Genomic DNA, 16839 nt, shown 5'->3' on the forward strand with positions numbered 1-16839 from the left:
GCCTGCCGGGCGCGTTGACCCCGCGACGCGGTTCGGTTAGCCTCACCTAAGTCGTGATCCTTCGGTCTCGCGCCGTCAGGTTCCCGTCGTACATCTGTACCGCCGCCAGGGGGAGTTGTCGTTGTCCGTCGAATCCCGGGTGGTAGCGGGACCGCAGGCCGAGGCACATCCCGCGGGGGAGGCCGGCGCTCCGCCAGGTCCCGCCGGGCCGCCGCGGATCGGCCGCGCGGGGAACACGTACCGGGGCTTAGGGCTGCTGCTCGCCCTCGCCGCGCTCGTCCTCGTCGGACTCCTGAGCGTCTGGGTCGGCACCCGGGGCATCCCCTTCACCGCCACCTGGGACGCGCTGTGGAACCCCGACGGGTCGGAGACGTCGGTCATCATCCACGACTACCGCATCCCCCGCACCCTCCTCGGCATCCTCGTCGGCCTCGCCCTCGGTCTGGCCGGCGCCCTGATGCAGGCCCTGACGCGCAATCCGCTCGCCGACCCCGGCATGCTCGGCGTCAACCTCGGCGCCTCCGCCGGTGTCGTCGTGGCCATCGCCTTCTTCGGCGTCGCGGCCCCGCTCGGCTATGTGTGGTTCGCCCTCGCCGGTGCCGCCGCCGCGTCCGTCGGCGTCTATCTGCTCGGGTCCTCCGGCCGGAAGATCGCCTCACCCGAGCGGCTCGTCGTCGCCGGCGCCGCCGTGACCGCCGTGCTGTACGCCTTCAACTGGGCGGTCCTGCTGCTCGACCCGCGGGCCTTCGACCAGTTCCGCTTCTGGACCGTCGGCTCCCTCGCGGGCCGCTACGACGACATCGTCGTGATGGCCCTGCCCTTCATCGGCGTCGGCCTCGTCCTGGCCCTCGTCCTCGCCCCTTCGCTCAACGCCCTGGCCATGGGCGACCAGGTGGGCCGGGCACTCGGGGTCAACGTCGGCCTGACCCGCGCCCTCGGCGCCGTCGCCGTGATGCTCCTCTGCGGGGCCGCCACCGCCGCCGCGGGACCGATCGGCTTCGTGGGCCTCGCCGTGCCGCACATCGCCCGGTTCGTCGTCGGACCCGACCAGCGGTGGGTGTTCGCGTACTCGATGCTCATCGCCCCCGTCCTGCTCCTGGGCTCGGACGTCCTCGGCCGGGTGCTCGGCGCCCCCGGCGAACTCCAGGTCGGCATCGTCACCGCGTTCATCGGCGCCCCCCTGTTCATCGCCCTGTGCCGCCGCCGAAAGCTGGTCATGCTGTGACTGCCGTACGGGAGGCGAAGGCCTCCGCGCCCGACCCGGCACCCCGCGAGGGCCCCGGCGGGGCGACCGCGCCCGACCTGCCCCGAGTCATCACCGGCCGGGTCGTCCGCACCCGCTCCGGCAGCGTGTCGCTCCGCGTCCGGGGCCGAACCGCCGCCGCCACCGCGGCCCTCCTCGCCGCCCTCCTCGTCGTCGCCGGCATCACCCTGACCACCGGCGACTTCGACCTCTCCGTCGGCGAGGTGATCCAGGCACTGACCGGAAACGGAAGCGGCATCGCCGACTTCGTCGTCAACACCCTCCGCATGCCACGGCTCGTGACCGCGCTGTGCGTCGGCGCGGCCCTCGCCGTCAGCGGCGCGATCCTGCAGAGCATCACGGGAAACCCCCTGGGCAGCCCCGACATCATCGGCTTCACCAACGGCTCCGCCGTCGGCGCGCTCGTCGTCATCGTCCTGCTGCACGGCAGCATGGCCGAGATCGCCCTCGGCGCCCTCGCCGGCGGCCTCGGCACCGCCCTCGCCGTCCATCTCCTCATGATCGGCCGGGGCATCCAGGGCTTCCGCCTCGTCGTCGTCGGCATCGGGGTCAGTGCCCTGCTCCTCGCCGTCAACTCGTACCTGATCACCCGCGCCACCTTCCAGGAAGCCCTGGAGGCGCAGTCCTGGCTGATCGGCAGCCTCGGCAACCGGCTCTGGATCCACGCCCAGGCCATCGGCCTCGCCGTCGCCGTCCTCCTGCCCCTCGCCTTCTTCCTCTCCCGCCGCCTCTCCATGGTCGAGATGGGCGACACCACCGCCATGGCCCTCGGCGTCGACGTCAGACGCACCCGCACCCTCCTGCTCGTGATCAGCGTCGCCCTGGCCGCGTTCGCCACCGCCGTGACCGGACCCATCTGGTTCGTCGCCCTGGCCGCGCCCCAGGTGGCCCGCAAGATCACCGGATCGTCCGGCCCCGCCCTGCTGCCGTCCGCCCTCATGGGCGCCGTCATGCTCGCCCTGAGCGACCTCGCCGTGCAGCGCCTCTTCGCGCCCGCGCTCCTCCCGGTGGGCACGGCGACCGGCTGCGTCGGCGGGCTCTACCTCATCTGGCTACTGGTCACCGAGTCGCGAAAGAGCCGCGCATGACAGCAACGAACCGTCCGGGCTCCCGCCTCCGCGCCGAGAACCTGACCCTCTCCTACGACCAGCGGACCGTGGCGAGCGACCTCGACGTCGAGATCCCCGACCGCTCCTTCACCGTCATCATCGGCCCCAACGCCTGCGGCAAGTCCACCCTGCTCACCGCCCTCGCCCGGATGCTCAAGCCACGCGCCGGACAGGTCTACCTCGACGGCGCCGCCATCTCCTCGTACCGATCCCGCGAGGTCGCCCGCCGACTCGGACTCCTCCCGCAGTCCTCCACCGCGCCCGGCGGCATCACCGTGGGCGACCTGGTCGCCCGCGGCCGCTACCCCCACCAGGGCATGCTCAGGCAGTGGTCGGCCGAGGACGAGGCCGCCGTCGTCGAGGCGATGCGGCAGACCGGCGTCCTCGAACTCGCCGAACGGCCCGTCGACGACCTCTCCGGAGGCCAGCGCCAGCGCGTCTGGCTCTCCATGGTCCTCGCCCAGCAGACCGAGATCCTGCTGCTCGACGAGCCGACCACCTTCCTCGACATCGCCCACCAGGTCGAGGTCCTCGACCTGTGCGCCGAACTCCACGCCCGCCGCGGCCACACGGTCGTCGCGGTCCTGCACGACCTCAACCAGGCCTGCCGTTACGCCACCCACCTGATCGTCATGCGACCCGGAGGCATCATCGCGGCCGAGGGCGACCCGAGGACGGTCATGACCGCCGAGCTGGTCGAGGACGTCTTCGGACTGCCCTGCCGGATCATCCCCGACCCCGAGACCGGCACCCCGCTCATGGTGCCCTCCGCACCCAGGGGGTACGCCCCCGCCGGGGGGACGGGCAGCACCGACGGCGACGCGGACGCCGACGGGAAGGCGAAGGGGACAGGGACGGACACGGCCGACACCGTGCTGGCCAAGACCACCTGACGAGGGGAGACGGAGCACCCATGCTCTGCACGAGGCTGACGAACGCGCGCATTCTCACCATGGACCCGGACCACCCCGTCGCCCACGACCTCGGCATCTGGCGGGGACGGATCGTCGGTCTGGACGAGGCCGTCACCTCGCTCCCCGCCCGCGAGGTCGTCGACCTCCAGGGCGCCACCGTGCTGCCCGGCTTCATCGACAGCCATGTCCACCTGGCCTGGGCGGGACTGAAGGCCGACACCCCGAGCATCGCCCCCTGCGAGAGGATCGAGGACGTCCTCGCCGTCATCGGGGAGGCCGCCTCCCGGAAGGCCGAGCCCGGGGTCTGGGTCGACGTCGCCGGCTACGACCAGCGCGCCCTGGGACGCCACCTCACCGCCGCCGAGATCGACCGGGTCAGCCACGGCCGCAAGATCTTCCTCATGCACGACTCAGGCCACGCCTGTGTCGTCAACAGCGCCGTCCTCGACCTCCTCCCGCCCGACGTGCCGCACCAGGAGGGCTTCCTCGCCGAGAGCGCCATGACCGCCGTACGGCGACTCCGGCTGCCGTACTCCCAGCAGGAACTCGCCGACGCGATCGAGCGCGCCGGCCGCACCTGCCTCGCCGAGGGCATCACCGCCTGCGCCGAGGCCGGCATCGGAGGCGGCCTCCTCGGCCACAGCCCCGTCGAACTCGGCGCGTACCAACTCCTCAGGGACCAGGGCCGACTGCCCCTCCGCGTCCAGCTCATGGCCGCCGGCGACACCCTCCGCCCACGCGCCGCGCACCGGGACGACGGCATCCCGCGCGCCCTCGACCTCGGGCTGCGTACCGGCTTCGGCGACGACTGGCTCTCCCTCGGGGCCCTCAAGATCTACACCGACGGCGGCATGATGGCCCGTACGGCGGCCCTCACCGAGCCGTACGAGGGCACGTCCCACACCGGACAGCTCCAGGACGAGCCCGAGCGGATCGCCGAGCTCGTCGTCGACGGCCACCTCGCGGGATGGCAGCTCGCCATCCACGCCATCGGCGACCGCGCCGCCGACCTCGCCCTGGACGCCCTGGAACGCGCGCAGACGCTCAGGCCCCGGCCGGCCGCCCGCCACCGTGTCGAGCACGCGGGCCTGATCCGCCCGGACCAGCTGCCGCGCTTCGCCCGGCTCGGCGTCAGCGCCGTGGTGCAGCCCCACTTCCTCCGCTCCTTCGGCGACGACTACGCGGACGTCATGGGAGAGCGACGGGCGCCCTGGATGTACCGGGGGAGGGGCTTCCTCGACCACGGGGTCACCCTCGTCGGCAGTTCCGACCGGCCGGTCACGGACGGCTCACCGCTCCGCGCGATCCAGTTCATGGTCGAACGGGCCTCCGCCTCCGGCCGGCGGATCGGCCCGGACGAGGGCATCACCGTCGACGAGGCCCTGCACGCCTACACGGCGGCCGGGGCGTACGCCTGCCACTGGGACGACAGCGCGGGCAGCCTCACCCCCGGCAAGCGCGCGGACCTGGTGGTCCTGGGCGACGATCCCCGGGCCGTCGCCACCTCCCGGATCGGGGACATCGAGGTCGTGGCGACGTACGTCGACGGGCGGGTCGCGAAGGGCTCGACGTGAGCGGACCCAAGACCGCCGGACGCGACCCGTGGGACGGCTGAGGCCGGCACCAGGGCGAGGGCGAGGGTCGGCAGCACGGCTGAGGCCGGCGCCCCCCCGGGGGTGCCGGCCCCAGCCGTCCTGATCGACAGGCCCTAGCGCGGGTCGAGGATCCCCGGCAACGCCTCCACCAGCTCCTCGACCTGACGTGCCGACACGGTCAGCGCCGGAGCCAGGCGTACGGTCCCGGGGCCCGCGGCGTTGACGAGGAACCCGGCCTCCTGCGCCGCCGCCTGCACCTGGACGGCGACCGGCTCGGTCAGGACGACGCCGAGCAGCAGCCCCGCGCCCCGGACCTCGGCCACCAGGGGGTGCCGCAACGCCTCCACCCCCGCCCGCAGCAGCGAACCCATCCGTACCGTGTGCTCCAGCAGACCCTCCGCCGCGATGGTCCTCAGCACGGCCGAACCCGCCGCGCACGCCACCGGATTGCCGCCGAAGGTAGATCCGTGCTGGCCGGGACCCAGCAGGTCGGCGGCCGCTCCGAACACCACCGTGGCGCCGATCGGAAGGCCGCCCCCCAGCCCCTTGGCCAACGTCACCACGTCCGGGGCCACCCCCGGCTCCGCCTGGTGCGCGAACCAGTGGCCGGTCCGGCCGATCCCGGTCTGCACCTCGTCGAGGACGAGCAGGCTGCCCGCGGCGCGGGTGATCTCACGGGCGGCCCGCAGGAACCCGTCGGGCGCGGGAATCACCCCCGCCTCGCCCTGCACGGGCTCGACGAAGACCGCCGCCGTGTCCTCCGAGACCGCCGCGCGCAGGGCCTCGACATCGCCGAACGGCACATGCGTGACGTCCCCGGGCAGCGGCAGGAACGGCTCGCGCTTCGCCCGCTGGCCCGTGACCGCGAGCGCGCCCATCGTCCGGCCGTGGAAGCCGCCCTCCATCGCGACGATCCGCGGGCGCCCGGTGCGCCGGGCGACCTTGAAGGCCGCCTCGGCCGCCTCCGCCCCGGAGTTGGAGAAGAAGACCCGGCCGCCCGGCCTGCCGAAGAGCCCGAGGAGCCGCTCGGCGAGCGCCACCGGGGGCTCGGCGACGAACAGGTTCGAGACATGCCCGAGCCGCGCGACCTGCTCGGTGACGGCCGCGACCACGGCGGGGTGGGCGTGCCCGAGGGTGTTGACCGCGATCCCGCCGGTGAAGTCCGTGTACGCACGGCCGGCCTCGTCCCAGACGGTGCAGCCCTCGCCACGGACCAGGGCCAGCGGGGGAGTGCCGTAGTTGTCCGTCATCACGGCACGCCAGCGGGCCCTGAGGGGAACGGGGACGGTCATGCGGGGGTCTCCTCCGCGCGCGGCGCGACGGCCGGGGCGACCTCCGACGTCATGTCGGGCGCCGCGTCGGGCAGGACCGTGGTGCCGGGGTTCTCCTCGGTGAGGACCCCCCTGAGGACGGCGTGCGGTGTCCGGCCGTCGAGGACATGGACCCGGCCGACTCCCGACCGCACCGCCCGCAGGCAGCCCTCCATCTTCGGCAGCATCCCGCCCGCGAGCCCCGGGAGCAGTGTCTCCAGCTCCTCGGCCGTCAGCCGGGGGACCACCTCGGTGCTGCGCGGCCAGTCCGCGTACAGGCCGGGGACGTCGGTGAGCATCACGAGCCGGTCGGCGCCGAGGGCGACGGCCAGGGCGGAGGCCGCGAGGTCGGCGTTCACGTTGTACGTCTGCCCGTCCGCACCCCGTGCGACGGGGGACACGACCGGGATACGGCCGCCGGCGAGGAGGTTCCGTACGGCGTCCGGAGCGACGTTCACGATGTCGCCGACGAGGCCGATGTCGACGGCCCGGCCGTCCACCCAGGCGGGGCGGCGCTCGGCGGTCAGGGTGTGGGCGTCCTCGCCCGACATGCCGACGGCGAAGGGCCCGTGGGCGTTGATGGCGCCGACGAGATCCCGCTGGACCTGCCCGGTCAGCACCATGCGGACGACGTCCATGGCCTCCGGGGTGGTCACCCGCATGCCCGCCTCGAACCGGACCTCCAGGGCGAGGCGGTCGAGCATCGAGCTGATCTGGGGTCCGCCGCCGTGCACCACGACCGGGTTCAGGCCCGCCTGCCACAGTTCGACGACGTCCTGGGCGAACGACCGGCGCAGCGCCGGGTCCTCCAGGCTGCTGCCACCGCACTTGACGACGACCGTCCGGCCCTGGAGCTCCTCGGACCAGGGGACGTCCGTGGCCGGGAGGCCGACGGCGCCCGCGCTCCCGGGGGCGCTCGCACTCCCCGCGGCGTCCACCGGCCGTGCCGCGTCCCCACGCCGCCGCACGCCGCCCGCGCTCCGCACGGCGTCCACGCGTCGCACGGCAGGCTGCTCGCCGAGCGTCCTCATTCCCGTACTCCCTCGGCTCATGAGCTGTAGGCGCTGTTCTCGTGCACGTACTCGGCCGTCAGGTCGTTGGTCCAGATCTCCGCGGACGCCTCTCCGGCCCGCAGGTCGACCGTGATCGTGATCCGGCGGCCGGACATGTCGACCTTCTCCCGGGGTTCCCCGGCCGCGCCGTCCCGGCAGACCCACACCCCGTTGATCGCCACGTCCAGGCGGTCGGGGTCGAACTCCGCGTCGGTGGTGCCGATCGCCGAGAGCACCCGGCCCCAGTTCGGGTCCTCGCCGTGCAGGGCGCACTTGAGGAGGTTGTTCCTGGCGATCGAGCGGCCCACGGTCACGGCGTCGTCCTCGGACGCGGCGCCGACGACCGCCACCTCGATCTCCTTCGACGCGCCCTCGGCGTCCGCGACGAGCTGGCGGGCCAGGTCGAGGCAGACGGCGTGCACCGCTTCGGCGAGGTCCCCGTCCGGCGGGCTCACTCCGGAGGCGCCCGAGGCGAGCAGCAGCACGGTGTCGTTGGTGGACATGCAGCCGTCGGAGTCCACCCGGTCGAAGGTGGTCCGTACGGCGGCGCGCAGGGCGGAGTCGAGCGTCGGGCCGGCCGCCACGGCGTCGGTGGCCAGGACCACGAGCATCGTGGCGAGACCCGGCGCGAGCATCCCCGCGCCCTTCGCCATCCCGCCGACCGTCCAGCCGGAGCGGGTGACGGCCGCGGTCTTGTGCACCGAGTCCGTCGTCTTGATCGCGACGGCCGCGTCCTCGCCGCCGTCGTCGGCGAGCCGGTCCGCCGCGAGGGCGATCCCGGCCGTGATCCGGTCCATGGGCAGCGGGACGCCGATGAGCCCGGTGGAGCAGACGGCCACGTCGTCCGGGGTGACGCCGACGGCGAGCGCGGTGTGCTCGGCCATGGTCCGGGCGTCGTCGGCGCCGGCCGCTCCGGTGCACGCGTTGGCGCCTCCGGAGTTGAGGACGACCGCGGAGACCCGGCCCGCGGCGAGGGCCCGCCGTGACCAGCGGACCGGTGCGGCCTGGATCCGGTTGGAGGTGAAGACGCCCGCGGCGGCCGGTGCGGGGCCCTGGTTCACCACCAGGGCGAGGTCGGGATCGCCGGACGCCTTGACGCCGGCGGCCACCCCGCTGGCGAGGAATCCTCGGGCGGCGGTCACGGTCACGGAGCCACTCCATTCATGGGCAGGCCGAGCCCTTCGGGCAGGCCGAGGGCGACGTTCATGCTCTGCACCGCGCCACCGGCGGTGCCCTTCGTCAGGTTGTCGATCGCGCTCACACAGATGAGGCGGCGGGCGGTCGGATCGAGCGCCACCTGCACCTGCACGGTGTTGGATCCGAGCACCGAGGCCGTGGACGGCCACTGTCCCCGCGGTAGCAGCCGGACGAACGGTTCGTCGGCGTACGCCGCCTCGAAGACCTCACGGACCTCGTCCGGACCCCCGGCGTCGGCCACGTGCGGGCGCAGTCGTGCGGAGCAGGTGGCGAGGATGCCGCGGGGCATCGGGGCCAGGGTGGGGGTGAAGGACACGGTCACCGGCTCGCCCGCCACGAGGGACAGGTTCTGGGTGAGCTCGGGGGTGTGCCGGTGGCCGCCGCCGACGCCGTACGGGGTCATGGAGCCCATCACCTCGGAGCCGAGCAGACGGCCCTTGGCCGCGCGGCCGGCTCCCGAGGTCCCGCTCGCCGCCACGACGACGACCTCGGGTTCCACGAGGCGTGCGGCGTGCGCCGGGTAGAGCGCGAGGGTGACGGCGGTCGGGTAGCACCCCGGGACGGCGACGCGGGTGGTCCCCTTGAGGTCGTCCCGGGCTCCGGGCATCTCCGGGAGTCCGTACGGCCAGGTGCCCGCGTGCTCGGAGCCGTAGAAACGTCTCCACTCGTCGGGGTCGCGCAGGCGGAAGTCCGCCCCGCAGTCGACGACCAGGGTGTCACCGCCCAACTCCCCGGCGAGCGCGCCCGACTGCCCGTGCGGCAGGGCGAGGAACACGACGTCGTGTCCGCCGAGTGTCTCCGCCGAGGTCTCCGCCAGCACGCGTTCGGCGAGCGAGGTCAGCTGGGGCTGCACCTCGCCGAGCGTGCGGCCGGCGCTGCTGTGGGCGGTGAGGACGCCGACGTCGAGACCGGGATGTGAGGCGATCAGGCGGAGGATCTCCCCACCGGCATAGCCACTGGCTCCGGCCACCGCGACCCGCAAGGTCATGTTCTTCCGTCTCTCCTGATGAATGGGGACGTGGCGCGCACCGAGGGTGGACAACCCGCGTTCGGCGCACCGAAACTTAACTTAGCCTAACCTAAGTACCCCTGGTGGTGGAATCGCGGATGCAAGGCACCGGATCAGGTGAGTGGTGTTCAGCTCCGCTGCGGCCGGGCCGAGTTGGAGCCGGGACGGGGCCTGCCGGTCCTGCCGGGTCCCGCGGGTTCCGTGGGGGAAGCCCCCCGTCAGGCCGGTGACCCCCACGCCGTCGTCAGGCCGTCCAGCCAGGCCGGCGGGAGTTCGGCGGCGTCCCATTCCTCGTGCAGGGCCGACGGCGTCTCGGCGAGGCGCTCGAGCACGGCCACGCTGGTGGGGGAGTGGACGAGGGAGTAGCGGCCGTGGATCGCGATCGGGCTTCCCGGGCCGTACTCCGCGTACAACCGTTCCAGGTGAGCCTGGTGGGCGGACGCGAACCGGGTCAGCCGCCCGGGATACCCGGCCCGTTGCCGTGGGGTCATCGTGCGCAGGACCGCGCCCAGTACCTGCTCGGTGACCTCCGGGTCGAGGTCGGAGACATCGGCGAACGAGAGGTAGAGCGGTGTCACAGCCACCTTGGCCCGTTCCATCTCCGCCCGCCCGACGGGGGAGCGCTCGTCGGGGGAGTCGGCCGACGGGCCGGTGGTGACGGCCCGGATCAGCGCCCGCTCGGTGATGGTGCCGAGCATCTCGGTGACGGCCAGGGCCCCGTCGGACCGGCCCGACGCGTAGGCCTCGCCCTTCTCGTCCCCCTCCTCGCGCGGAGCGCCCGGCCGCGCTTCGGTGATCTCCGCGTGCGCGAGGGCGAGCGCGCCCGCCTCGACCAGCCCGATGAGTTCCTCGGCGTCGCCGGTGTAGACCCCCGCCCGCGCGAGAAGCTGGAGGAGGGTGGTCTTGGCGTTGTGGACGCTGGCCACGTCCAGCTGCTGCTGCCGTCCCTCGTCGGCGGTGTGCATGGGAGGGTCCTCCTCGTCGTACGGGCGGCGCGGTGCGGGTGCGCGGAACGCTCTCTTCGAGCCTACGCAACGCCCGTTCCCTCGGGGCCCGCATCCCCCCTCCCCTGCGCGCGTCGCCGCCGCCCGCCGGCTCACGAACCGTCATGATCCGTCGCGACGTGCCTCGGCTGGCCCCGGCGGCGGATCAGTCCCGGTACACCCGCAACTGCGGTACCTCGTACGACATCTCCGACACCCCGGCGTCCGGCGCCGGGTGGTAGCGGCCCGCGCAGACCGACAGGTTCACGATGAGGTGGGCCCGCCAGGAACGCCCCACCCCGCGGCGGTCGTCGAAGACCCGCGCGCCGTTCACCCACCACACCACGTTGCGGGCACCGAACTCGACCCGCAGGTCGACCCAGGCCCCCGGACGGATCGCCGCGTTCCGGTAGTAGAGATGGCGTCCCCTGATCCGGTTCGACAGTTCCAGCAGGTCGGGATTGTCGGGGTGGTACTCGAAGACGTCGATCTCCTGTCCTCCGTCGAGCCAGGTCCAGATGGCGGGCCACGCCCCCGTCTCCACCGGAAGGCGCACCCGGGCCTCCAGGACGTCGTCGGCCCGCACCAGGAAGGCCTCCGCGCTGCCCTCCGTCGTGAGCAGTCCCGCGTCCCACTTCCCGTCCGGCCGTCGGGTCGCCCGGAACACTCCGCTCCTGCTGTACGCGGGGTCCTCCACGAGATGGTCGAGCTTGTTGTCGCCCGGGTTGGTCGGCCCGCCCCCGGGATAGGCCCAGGAGTGGCCGGCGACCCACTGATCGGTCGAGGAGAAGTCCGCGTCGAGCACGACCCTCCCCGGTGTCCGCGCGGGCCCCCTGGGGCCCGTCCCGGGGCGGCTGGCCGAGCCGCGGCGCCTGAACAGCCGGTCGAAGAGGTCGGACAGCACGGCACGCTCCTTTCGCGCGGGCCGGGTCGGCCCGCGAACGATCTGCCCAAGCCGGTGCCGTTCATGCGGGGAATAGGGCCTATTGGCGACAAGTCGTCACAAGCGCCGCTCTGCCGTGTGAAGCGGGAATTCCCGCCGAATGTCTCACTGGGACATTAGTAGGTGTACGGTGCAGGTATGACTACCGGGCGAGGCGGCCGCGTTCCGCGGCGCGGGCCGAAGGGGACACGGACCCGCGAGGCGCTGGGCGAGGCCGCGCTGCGGCTCGTCCTGGAGCGAGGGCCGGCCGGAGTCTCCGTCGAGAACGTCACCGACGCCGTCGGCGTCTCCCGCCGGACCTTCAGCCGCTACTTCGGCTCCAAGGAGGAGGCCGCCCTCGACGGCTTCCGCGCCGACTGCGCGCGCATCAACGAGGCCCTCGCCGCGCGCCCGGCGAGCGAGACCCCGCTCACCGCCTACCGGGCGGCCGTGCGCAGCTGGCTCGCCGACCCGGTCCACCCGGCCTGGCACCGCCGCGAGGGCGTGCGGGAGATCCTCCGCCTCGCCGAGACCGAGGCCCCGCTCCGCGCCGTCCTCCGGCGTGTCCTCCTGGAGGGCGAGGCCGCGTCGGTCCGGCTGGTCGCGACCCGCATCGGCACCGACCCGGAGGACGACCTGCGGCCCGCCGTCGCCGTCGGATCGGGCGCCGCCACACTCCTCGCGGCCACCCGCGCCTGGGTGCTCGGAGGCCCCCGGGGGGCGCTGCCCGGCCTCGTGGAGGAGGCCTTCGGCCTGCTGGCGACGGAGCCGCCGCCGGTGGAAACCCGTACAACCGATTGAGGAACCACCATGACGCACCCCCGCACCACCGACAGCGTCGCCACCGGCGCCCGCACCACCGACCCGCAGACCACCGGCCCCCAGACCACCGCCCCGCAGACCACCGAGGCCCGCACCCGTGACTCCCGGAGCGTCGACTCGCGGGAGTTCGCCGGAAGGATCGCCCTCGTCACCGGCGGCGCCTCCGGCATCGGGCTCGCCGTCGCCCGCCGCCTCGCGGACGCGGGTGCCGCCGTGGCGGTCGCCGACCACGACGCCGACCGCGCGGCCGCCGCCGTCGCCGAACTGACCGAGCGCGGCGCCGAGGCCGTCGCCGTCGGCATGGACGTCACCGACGACAGCTCCGTCCGGGAGGGCGTAGAGGCCACGGTCGCCGCCTTCGGCGGCCTCCACTTGGCGGTCAACAACGCGGGCGTCGCCGGTGCGCGCGTCCCGGTCGCCGAGACCCCGGCCGAGGAGTGGCGGCGCGTCGTGTCCACCAACCTGGACGGCGTCTTCCACTCGCTCCGCCACGAGCTCCCCGCGATCCTCGCCTCCGGCGGCGGCGCCGTCGTGAACATGTCCTCCATCCTCGGGACCAACGGCTCCGCCGGCAGCGCCGCCTACGTCGCGGCCAAGCACGGCGTCGTCGGTCTCACCAAGACGGCCGCGCTCGAATACGCCTCCCAGGGGGTACGTATCAACGCCGTCGGCCCCGGCTACATCGACACGCCCCTCCTCGCCGGCATCGGGCAGGAGGCGTACGACGCCCTGGTCGCCCTCCACCCGGCGGGACGGCTCGGCCGCGCCGAGGAGGTCGCCGAGCTCGTCGCGTTCCTGCTCTCGGAGCGCGCGTCCTTCGTCCACGGCAGCTATCACCTCGTCGACGGCGCCTACGCCGCCCGCTGAGTCACGCGTCCGCGGGAGGGGCGGGGCGAGGCGCGCTGTCCGCGACGCCGCCCGTCAGAGAAGCGCAACCCGAAAGGAAAGCGTCATGAAGGCACTGCAGTACCGCACGGTGGGCGCCCCGCCCGAGGTCGTCACCGTCCCCGACCCCGAGCCCGGCCCCGGCCAGGTGCTCCTGAAGGTGACGGCCGCCGGTGTCTGTCACTCCGACATCGCGGTGATGAGCTGGTCCGCCGACCAGCTGCCCTTCCCGCTGCCGCTGACCCTCGGCCACGAGGGCGTGGGCACGGTGGCGGCCCTCGGCGCCGGCGCCGGGGGCTTCGCCGTCGGTGACGCCGTCGCCGTCTACGGCCCCTGGGGCTGCGGCAGCTGCTCCATGTGCGCCCAGGGCAAGGAGAACTACTGTCTGAGGGCCGCCGAACTCGGCATCAGGCCGCCGGGACTCGGTGCCCCCGGCGCCATCGCCGAGTACATGATCGTCGACAGCCCCCGTCACCTCGTCCCGCTCGGCGGCCTCGATCCTGTCCGGGCCGTATCGCTCACGGACGCCGGCCTCACCCCGTACCACGCGGTCAAGCGCTCGCTCCCCAAGCTGGTTCCCGGAAGCACCGCCGTCGTCATCGGTGCGGGCGGGCTCGGCCACGTCGCCGTCCAGCTGCTGCGTGCCATGACCGCGGCCAGGGTCGTCGCCCTGGACGTCACCGAGGAGAAGCTGGCCCTGGCTCGCGCGGTGGGCGCGCACGAGACGGTCCTGTCGGACGCGTCGGCGGCCCCCGCGGTCCGCGCGCTGACCGGCGGACGCGGCGCCGAGGTGGTCCTCGACTTCGTGGGCGCCCAGCCGACCGTGACGGCCGCCGGCGCGATGGTCGCGGTCGAGGGGGACGTCACCATCGTCGGTCTCGGCGGCGGTACCCTGCCCGTCGGATTCGGCGCCCTGCCGTACGAGGTCTCGGTCACCTCCCCGTACTGGGGAACCCGGGCCGAGCTGATCGAGGTGCTCGACCTGGCCCGGGCGGGAGAGGTCGACGTCCACACCGAGACGTACACCCTGGACGAGGCGCCGAAGGCCTACGAGCGGCTGCACGAGGGACGTGTCGAGGGACGGGCGGTCATCCTCCCGAACGGCTGAGCCGACCGCAGGGCGCGCGGGACACAGCGCGCGCCCCCGGCGATCCCAGTTTCGGATACGCTGTAGCCGAAACTGGGATCGTGGTGCGCGTACCCCTTCGCGCACCCCGGGCGGCGAGGAGCATCGGACATGGCGGAATCGAAAAAACCAGGCACGGCGTCGGGCGCGCCCGACACCGACGTCACCGTCATCGGCGCGGGGCCCGCGGGCCTCGCGCTCACCCTCGACCTGGCCCGTCGCGGGGTCCGGGTCCGCGTCGTCGAGCGCGACGGGAAGCGCTTCCAGGGCTCACGGGCCAAGGGCGTCCAACCGCGCACCCTGGAGGTCCTCGACGACCTCGGCCTCGCCGACGCCGCCCGCGCGGCAGGCGGTGCGTACCCGCCCATGGGTCTTCACGTCGGCCCGTTCACCAAGGCCTGGCAGATGCACGCCACCGCCCCCGACAGCATCGGCACCCCCTACCCCGACATCCTCCTGCTCCCTCAGTACGCCACCACCACGCTCCTCCACGACGCCGTCGAACGCCTCGGCGTACGCGTCGACTTCGGCGCCCGCGCTGTCGAGATCACCCAGGACGAGAGGGCGTGCGCGGTGCGCCTGGAAGACGGCCGGGTGCTCAGGAGCCGGTACGTGGTCGGCGCCGACGGCGGCTCCAGCACCGTCCGCAAGGCCGCGGGCATCGCGTTCGAGGGCACCACGGACGAGACCGACCGCATGATCCTCGTCGACGGCGCCGTCGACGGACTGTCCCGGGATCACTGGCACATCTGGCCCCGACCGCGCGGGCGCGGCATCGCGGCATGCCCCCTGCCGGGCGAGGACGGCCGCTTCCAGATCATGATCAAGATCCGTCCCGACGACCCCGTCGACCTCACGGCGACCGCCCTCGCCGCCCTCCTGCGCCGCCGTGCGGGCGGCTCCCTCACCCTGCGCGACATCACCTGGTCCTCGGTCTTCCGCCCCAACATCCGTCTCGCCGAGCGCTACCGCAACGGCCGGCTCCTGCTGTGCGGCGACGCCGCCCACGTCCACACGCCCGCCGGCGCGCAGGGCCTCAACACCGGTGTCCAGGACTCCCACAACCTCGGCTGGAAACTCCAGCAGGTCCTGGCGGGCGCCGACGACATGCTCCTGGACAGCTACGAGCGGGAGCGACGCCCCGTCGCCGCGCAGGTCCTCGGCCGCTCCACCGAGCTGTACGAGGGACTGCGCCGCACCCGTCCCGGAGGGCTCACCCGGGGCCCCGGCGAACACCAGCTCGGCATCTCCTACTTCGGCGGCCCGCTGGCCCCGCCGGACGGGCCCCGCACCGCGACCCTGCGCTGCGGCGACCGGGCCCCGGACGCGGCGCTGCCGGAGACGACGGCCGCGACCGGGTCGGCGAGCCGTCTCTTCGACCTCTACCGGGGCCCGCACTTCACCGCCCTCGCGTTCGGCGCCGGCGCCGCCACGGCGCTGGCCCGCCTCCCCTGGCCGCCCGGCGGTGCTCCGTTGCACCGCCACACCGTGCTGACGCGCACCGCACCGCGTACGCCGGCCGAAGCGGCCCTGCTCACCGCGTACGGCATCACCTCGGACACGCTCGTGCTCATCCGCCCGGACGGCTACATCGGCGACATCAGCCCCACGGCCGAAGCCCCCGGCGCCGCGGAGGCACCGCACGAGAAGGAGGCGCGCCCCGCGTCCCCGGCGATCGCCCGCCTGACGGCCGGCTGAGGCCGGCGCTCCGGCGGGCCGGAGGCCCTGCCCGGCCCGCCCGCGCACGACCGGTACCGTGGCACCGCACCACCGATGGCCGCCGGGAGCCGTGACGCGCAGGCGGCGACGACCCGCCCCAGCGAGAGAGAGCCCCGCGCATGGCCGCCACCCCGCCACCCCCCGGCAGCCCGGCCTGGTGGGCCGCACGCCCGGACCCCGTGGCTCCGTCCGCCGCGGCCGCCGAGCCGAGGCGCGGCCGCCCGTCGCTCGACACCGCGCACATCGTCGGCACGGCGCTGCGGCTGGTCGACGAGCACGGCACCCAGGCCTTCTCGCTCCGCCTGCTCGCCGACGCCCTGAACTCCGGTACGGCCACGCTCTACCGTCACTTCGACGGCAAGGACGAGATCATGGCGTACGTCGTCGACCGGGTCCTGGGCGAGGTGGACCTCGACGCGCTGGCCGCGACCTCCGACGGGCGCGAGGCGCTCACCGTGACGGCCCACGGGTTCCACGACACCCTGCGCCGCCACCCGAACATCCTGCCGCTGCTCATGGCGTACGTCCCCGTGGGCCCCCATGGCCTCGCCCGACGCGAGCGCGTCCTGGCGGCCCTCCTCGACCACGGACTGCCGGCCGACCTGGCGGCCCGAGCCTTCACGGCCGTCACGCACTACGTCATCGGCTTCGCCGTCCAGCAGTACGGCCCCGGCGCCGCCCCCGACCACAGCGCCGGACTCGCCGCCTTCTACGGCGGACTCGACCCGGCGTCCTACCCCGCCCTCCTCCGCGCTGCCCGGTCCCTCACGTCCGTGGCGCCGGACGACGAGTTCGACTTCGGCCTCACGCTTCTCGTCCGAGGGCTCGCGGACCTGGCGCCATGAGGCCTCCCGGGAGCCTCACGCAGAAGGCGAGGGTGTCGATCAGCGGGCCGCCGCCGACGCGTACGCACCGCGTGTCGTCACGGACCG

At 74.0% G+C, this 16839-nt stretch carries 15 protein-coding genes; 9 read left to right on the forward strand and 6 right to left on the reverse strand.

Translation table 11 applies throughout. The annotated features are described in order from the left end of the window. The first annotated feature begins 121 nt into the window (after nucleotides 1-121). Genes OG392_RS33925 through OG392_RS33940 form a run of 4 tightly spaced genes read left to right on the forward strand, consistent with a single transcriptional unit; the run spans nucleotide 122 to nucleotide 4861 of the window. The gene (locus tag OG392_RS33925; RefSeq protein ID WP_443054992.1) at nucleotides 122-1225 is read left to right on the forward strand and encodes a FecCD family ABC transporter permease; all 1104 of its coding nucleotides are present in this window, start codon (nucleotides 122-124) and stop codon (nucleotides 1223-1225) included. Next, nucleotides 1222-2352, forward strand: coding sequence for a FecCD family ABC transporter permease (locus OG392_RS33930; RefSeq protein WP_329285898.1), 1131 nt, complete (start codon nucleotides 1222-1224; stop codon nucleotides 2350-2352). Before OG392_RS33925 ends, OG392_RS33930 begins: the two co-directional genes overlap by 4 nt. Beyond that, complete coding sequence (locus OG392_RS33935; RefSeq protein ID WP_329285900.1) at nucleotides 2349-3266, forward strand: ABC transporter ATP-binding protein; 918 nt, start codon at nucleotides 2349-2351, stop codon at nucleotides 3264-3266. Before OG392_RS33930 ends, OG392_RS33935 begins: the two co-directional genes overlap by 4 nt. Nucleotides 3267-3286: 20 nt before the next feature. Next, the gene (locus tag OG392_RS33940; protein WP_329285902.1) at nucleotides 3287-4861 is read left to right on the forward strand and encodes an amidohydrolase; all 1575 of its coding nucleotides are present in this window, start codon (nucleotides 3287-3289) and stop codon (nucleotides 4859-4861) included. 134 nt (nucleotides 4862-4995) lie between these two features. Here OG392_RS33940 and OG392_RS33945 read toward each other — a convergent pair whose 3' ends face one another. The 6 genes from OG392_RS33945 to OG392_RS33970 form a co-directional block, all read right to left on the reverse strand. Then, the gene (locus OG392_RS33945; RefSeq protein WP_329285904.1) at nucleotides 4996-6174 is read right to left on the reverse strand and encodes an acetylornithine transaminase; all 1179 of its coding nucleotides are present in this window, start codon (nucleotides 6172-6174) and stop codon (nucleotides 4996-4998) included. Further along, nucleotides 6171-7223, reverse strand: a complete 1053-nt coding sequence (gene argB, locus OG392_RS33950; RefSeq protein WP_329285905.1) for an acetylglutamate kinase — start codon at nucleotides 7221-7223, stop codon at nucleotides 6171-6173. The genes OG392_RS33945 and argB overlap by 4 nt, the downstream gene beginning before the upstream one ends. Nucleotides 7224-7240: 17 nt before the next feature. Beyond that, a complete protein-coding gene (gene argJ / locus OG392_RS33955; protein WP_329285907.1) occupies nucleotides 7241-8392 on the reverse strand; it encodes a bifunctional glutamate N-acetyltransferase/amino-acid acetyltransferase ArgJ in 1152 nt (383 codons plus the stop codon). Further along, a complete protein-coding gene (argC, locus tag OG392_RS33960) occupies nucleotides 8389-9429 on the reverse strand; it encodes an N-acetyl-gamma-glutamyl-phosphate reductase (protein ID WP_329285908.1) in 1041 nt (346 codons plus the stop codon). Before argC ends, argJ begins: the two co-directional genes overlap by 4 nt. Nucleotides 9430-9668: 239 nt before the next feature. Then, nucleotides 9669-10415, reverse strand: a complete 747-nt coding sequence (locus OG392_RS33965) for a hypothetical protein (RefSeq protein WP_329285909.1) — start codon at nucleotides 10413-10415, stop codon at nucleotides 9669-9671. Between the two features lie 184 nt (nucleotides 10416-10599). Further along, a complete protein-coding gene (locus OG392_RS33970; protein ID WP_329287617.1) occupies nucleotides 10600-11238 on the reverse strand; it encodes a beta-glucanase in 639 nt (212 codons plus the stop codon). A gap of 276 nt (nucleotides 11239-11514) precedes the next feature. Here OG392_RS33970 and OG392_RS33975 point away from each other — a divergent pair, with 276 nt between their 5' ends. The 5 genes from OG392_RS33975 (at nucleotide 11515) to OG392_RS33995 (ending at nucleotide 16752) form a co-directional block, all read left to right on the forward strand. Continuing rightward, nucleotides 11515-12156: a TetR/AcrR family transcriptional regulator gene (locus OG392_RS33975; protein ID WP_329285911.1), complete on the forward strand. Its 642-nt coding sequence runs from the start codon at nucleotides 11515-11517 to the stop codon at nucleotides 12154-12156. 9 nt (nucleotides 12157-12165) lie between these two features. Next, on the forward strand, nucleotides 12166-13044 hold the full coding sequence (locus OG392_RS33980; RefSeq protein WP_329285913.1) for an SDR family NAD(P)-dependent oxidoreductase: 879 nt from the start codon (nucleotides 12166-12168) through the stop codon (nucleotides 13042-13044). Nucleotides 13045-13129: 85 nt separating this feature from the next. Next, nucleotides 13130-14170 (forward strand): NAD(P)-dependent alcohol dehydrogenase, encoded by a 1041-nt coding sequence (locus tag OG392_RS33985; protein WP_329285915.1) that lies wholly within the window; start codon nucleotides 13130-13132, stop codon nucleotides 14168-14170. Between the two features lie 129 nt (nucleotides 14171-14299). Beyond that, on the forward strand, nucleotides 14300-15886 hold the full coding sequence (locus OG392_RS33990; protein WP_329285917.1) for an FAD-dependent monooxygenase: 1587 nt from the start codon (nucleotides 14300-14302) through the stop codon (nucleotides 15884-15886). A 140-nt stretch (nucleotides 15887-16026) separates the two neighbouring features. Next, nucleotides 16027-16752 carry a TetR/AcrR family transcriptional regulator gene (locus tag OG392_RS33995; RefSeq protein WP_329285918.1) on the forward strand — a complete coding sequence of 242 codons (726 nt, stop codon included), beginning with the start codon at nucleotides 16027-16029 and terminating at the stop codon, nucleotides 16750-16752. Nucleotides 16753-16839 lie beyond the last annotated feature (87 nt).

It is taken from the genome of Streptomyces sp. NBC_00691 (assembly GCF_036226665.1).
Lineage (GTDB): Bacteria > Actinomycetota > Actinomycetes > Streptomycetales > Streptomycetaceae > Streptomyces.

Bases quoted from the DNA above. Each gene is read 5' to 3' on its own strand.
- OG392_RS33990 (WP_329285917.1), top strand. From the start codon at position 14,300: ATGGCGGAATCGAAAAAACCAGGCACGGCGTCGGGCGCGCCCGACACC.
- OG392_RS33940 (WP_329285902.1), top strand. From the start codon at position 3,287: ATGCTCTGCACGAGGCTGACGAACGCGCGCATTCTCACCATGGACCCG.
- OG392_RS33965 (WP_329285909.1), bottom strand. From the start codon at position 10,415: ATGCACACCGCCGACGAGGGACGGCAGCAGCAGCTGGACGTGGCCAGC.
- OG392_RS33945 (WP_329285904.1), bottom strand. From the start codon at position 6,174: ATGACCGTCCCCGTTCCCCTCAGGGCCCGCTGGCGTGCCGTGATGACG.
- OG392_RS33995 (WP_329285918.1), top strand. From the start codon at position 16,027: ATGGCCGCCACCCCGCCACCCCCCGGCAGCCCGGCCTGGTGGGCCGCA.
- OG392_RS33935 (WP_329285900.1), top strand. From the start codon at position 2,349: ATGACAGCAACGAACCGTCCGGGCTCCCGCCTCCGCGCCGAGAACCTG.
- OG392_RS33975 (WP_329285911.1), top strand. From the start codon at position 11,515: ATGACTACCGGGCGAGGCGGCCGCGTTCCGCGGCGCGGGCCGAAGGGG.
- argB (WP_329285905.1), bottom strand. From the start codon at position 7,223: ATGAGGACGCTCGGCGAGCAGCCTGCCGTGCGACGCGTGGACGCCGTG.
- argC (WP_329285908.1), bottom strand. From the start codon at position 9,429: ATGACCTTGCGGGTCGCGGTGGCCGGAGCCAGTGGCTATGCCGGTGGG.
- OG392_RS33985 (WP_329285915.1), top strand. From the start codon at position 13,130: ATGAAGGCACTGCAGTACCGCACGGTGGGCGCCCCGCCCGAGGTCGTC.
- OG392_RS33980 (WP_329285913.1), top strand. From the start codon at position 12,166: ATGACGCACCCCCGCACCACCGACAGCGTCGCCACCGGCGCCCGCACC.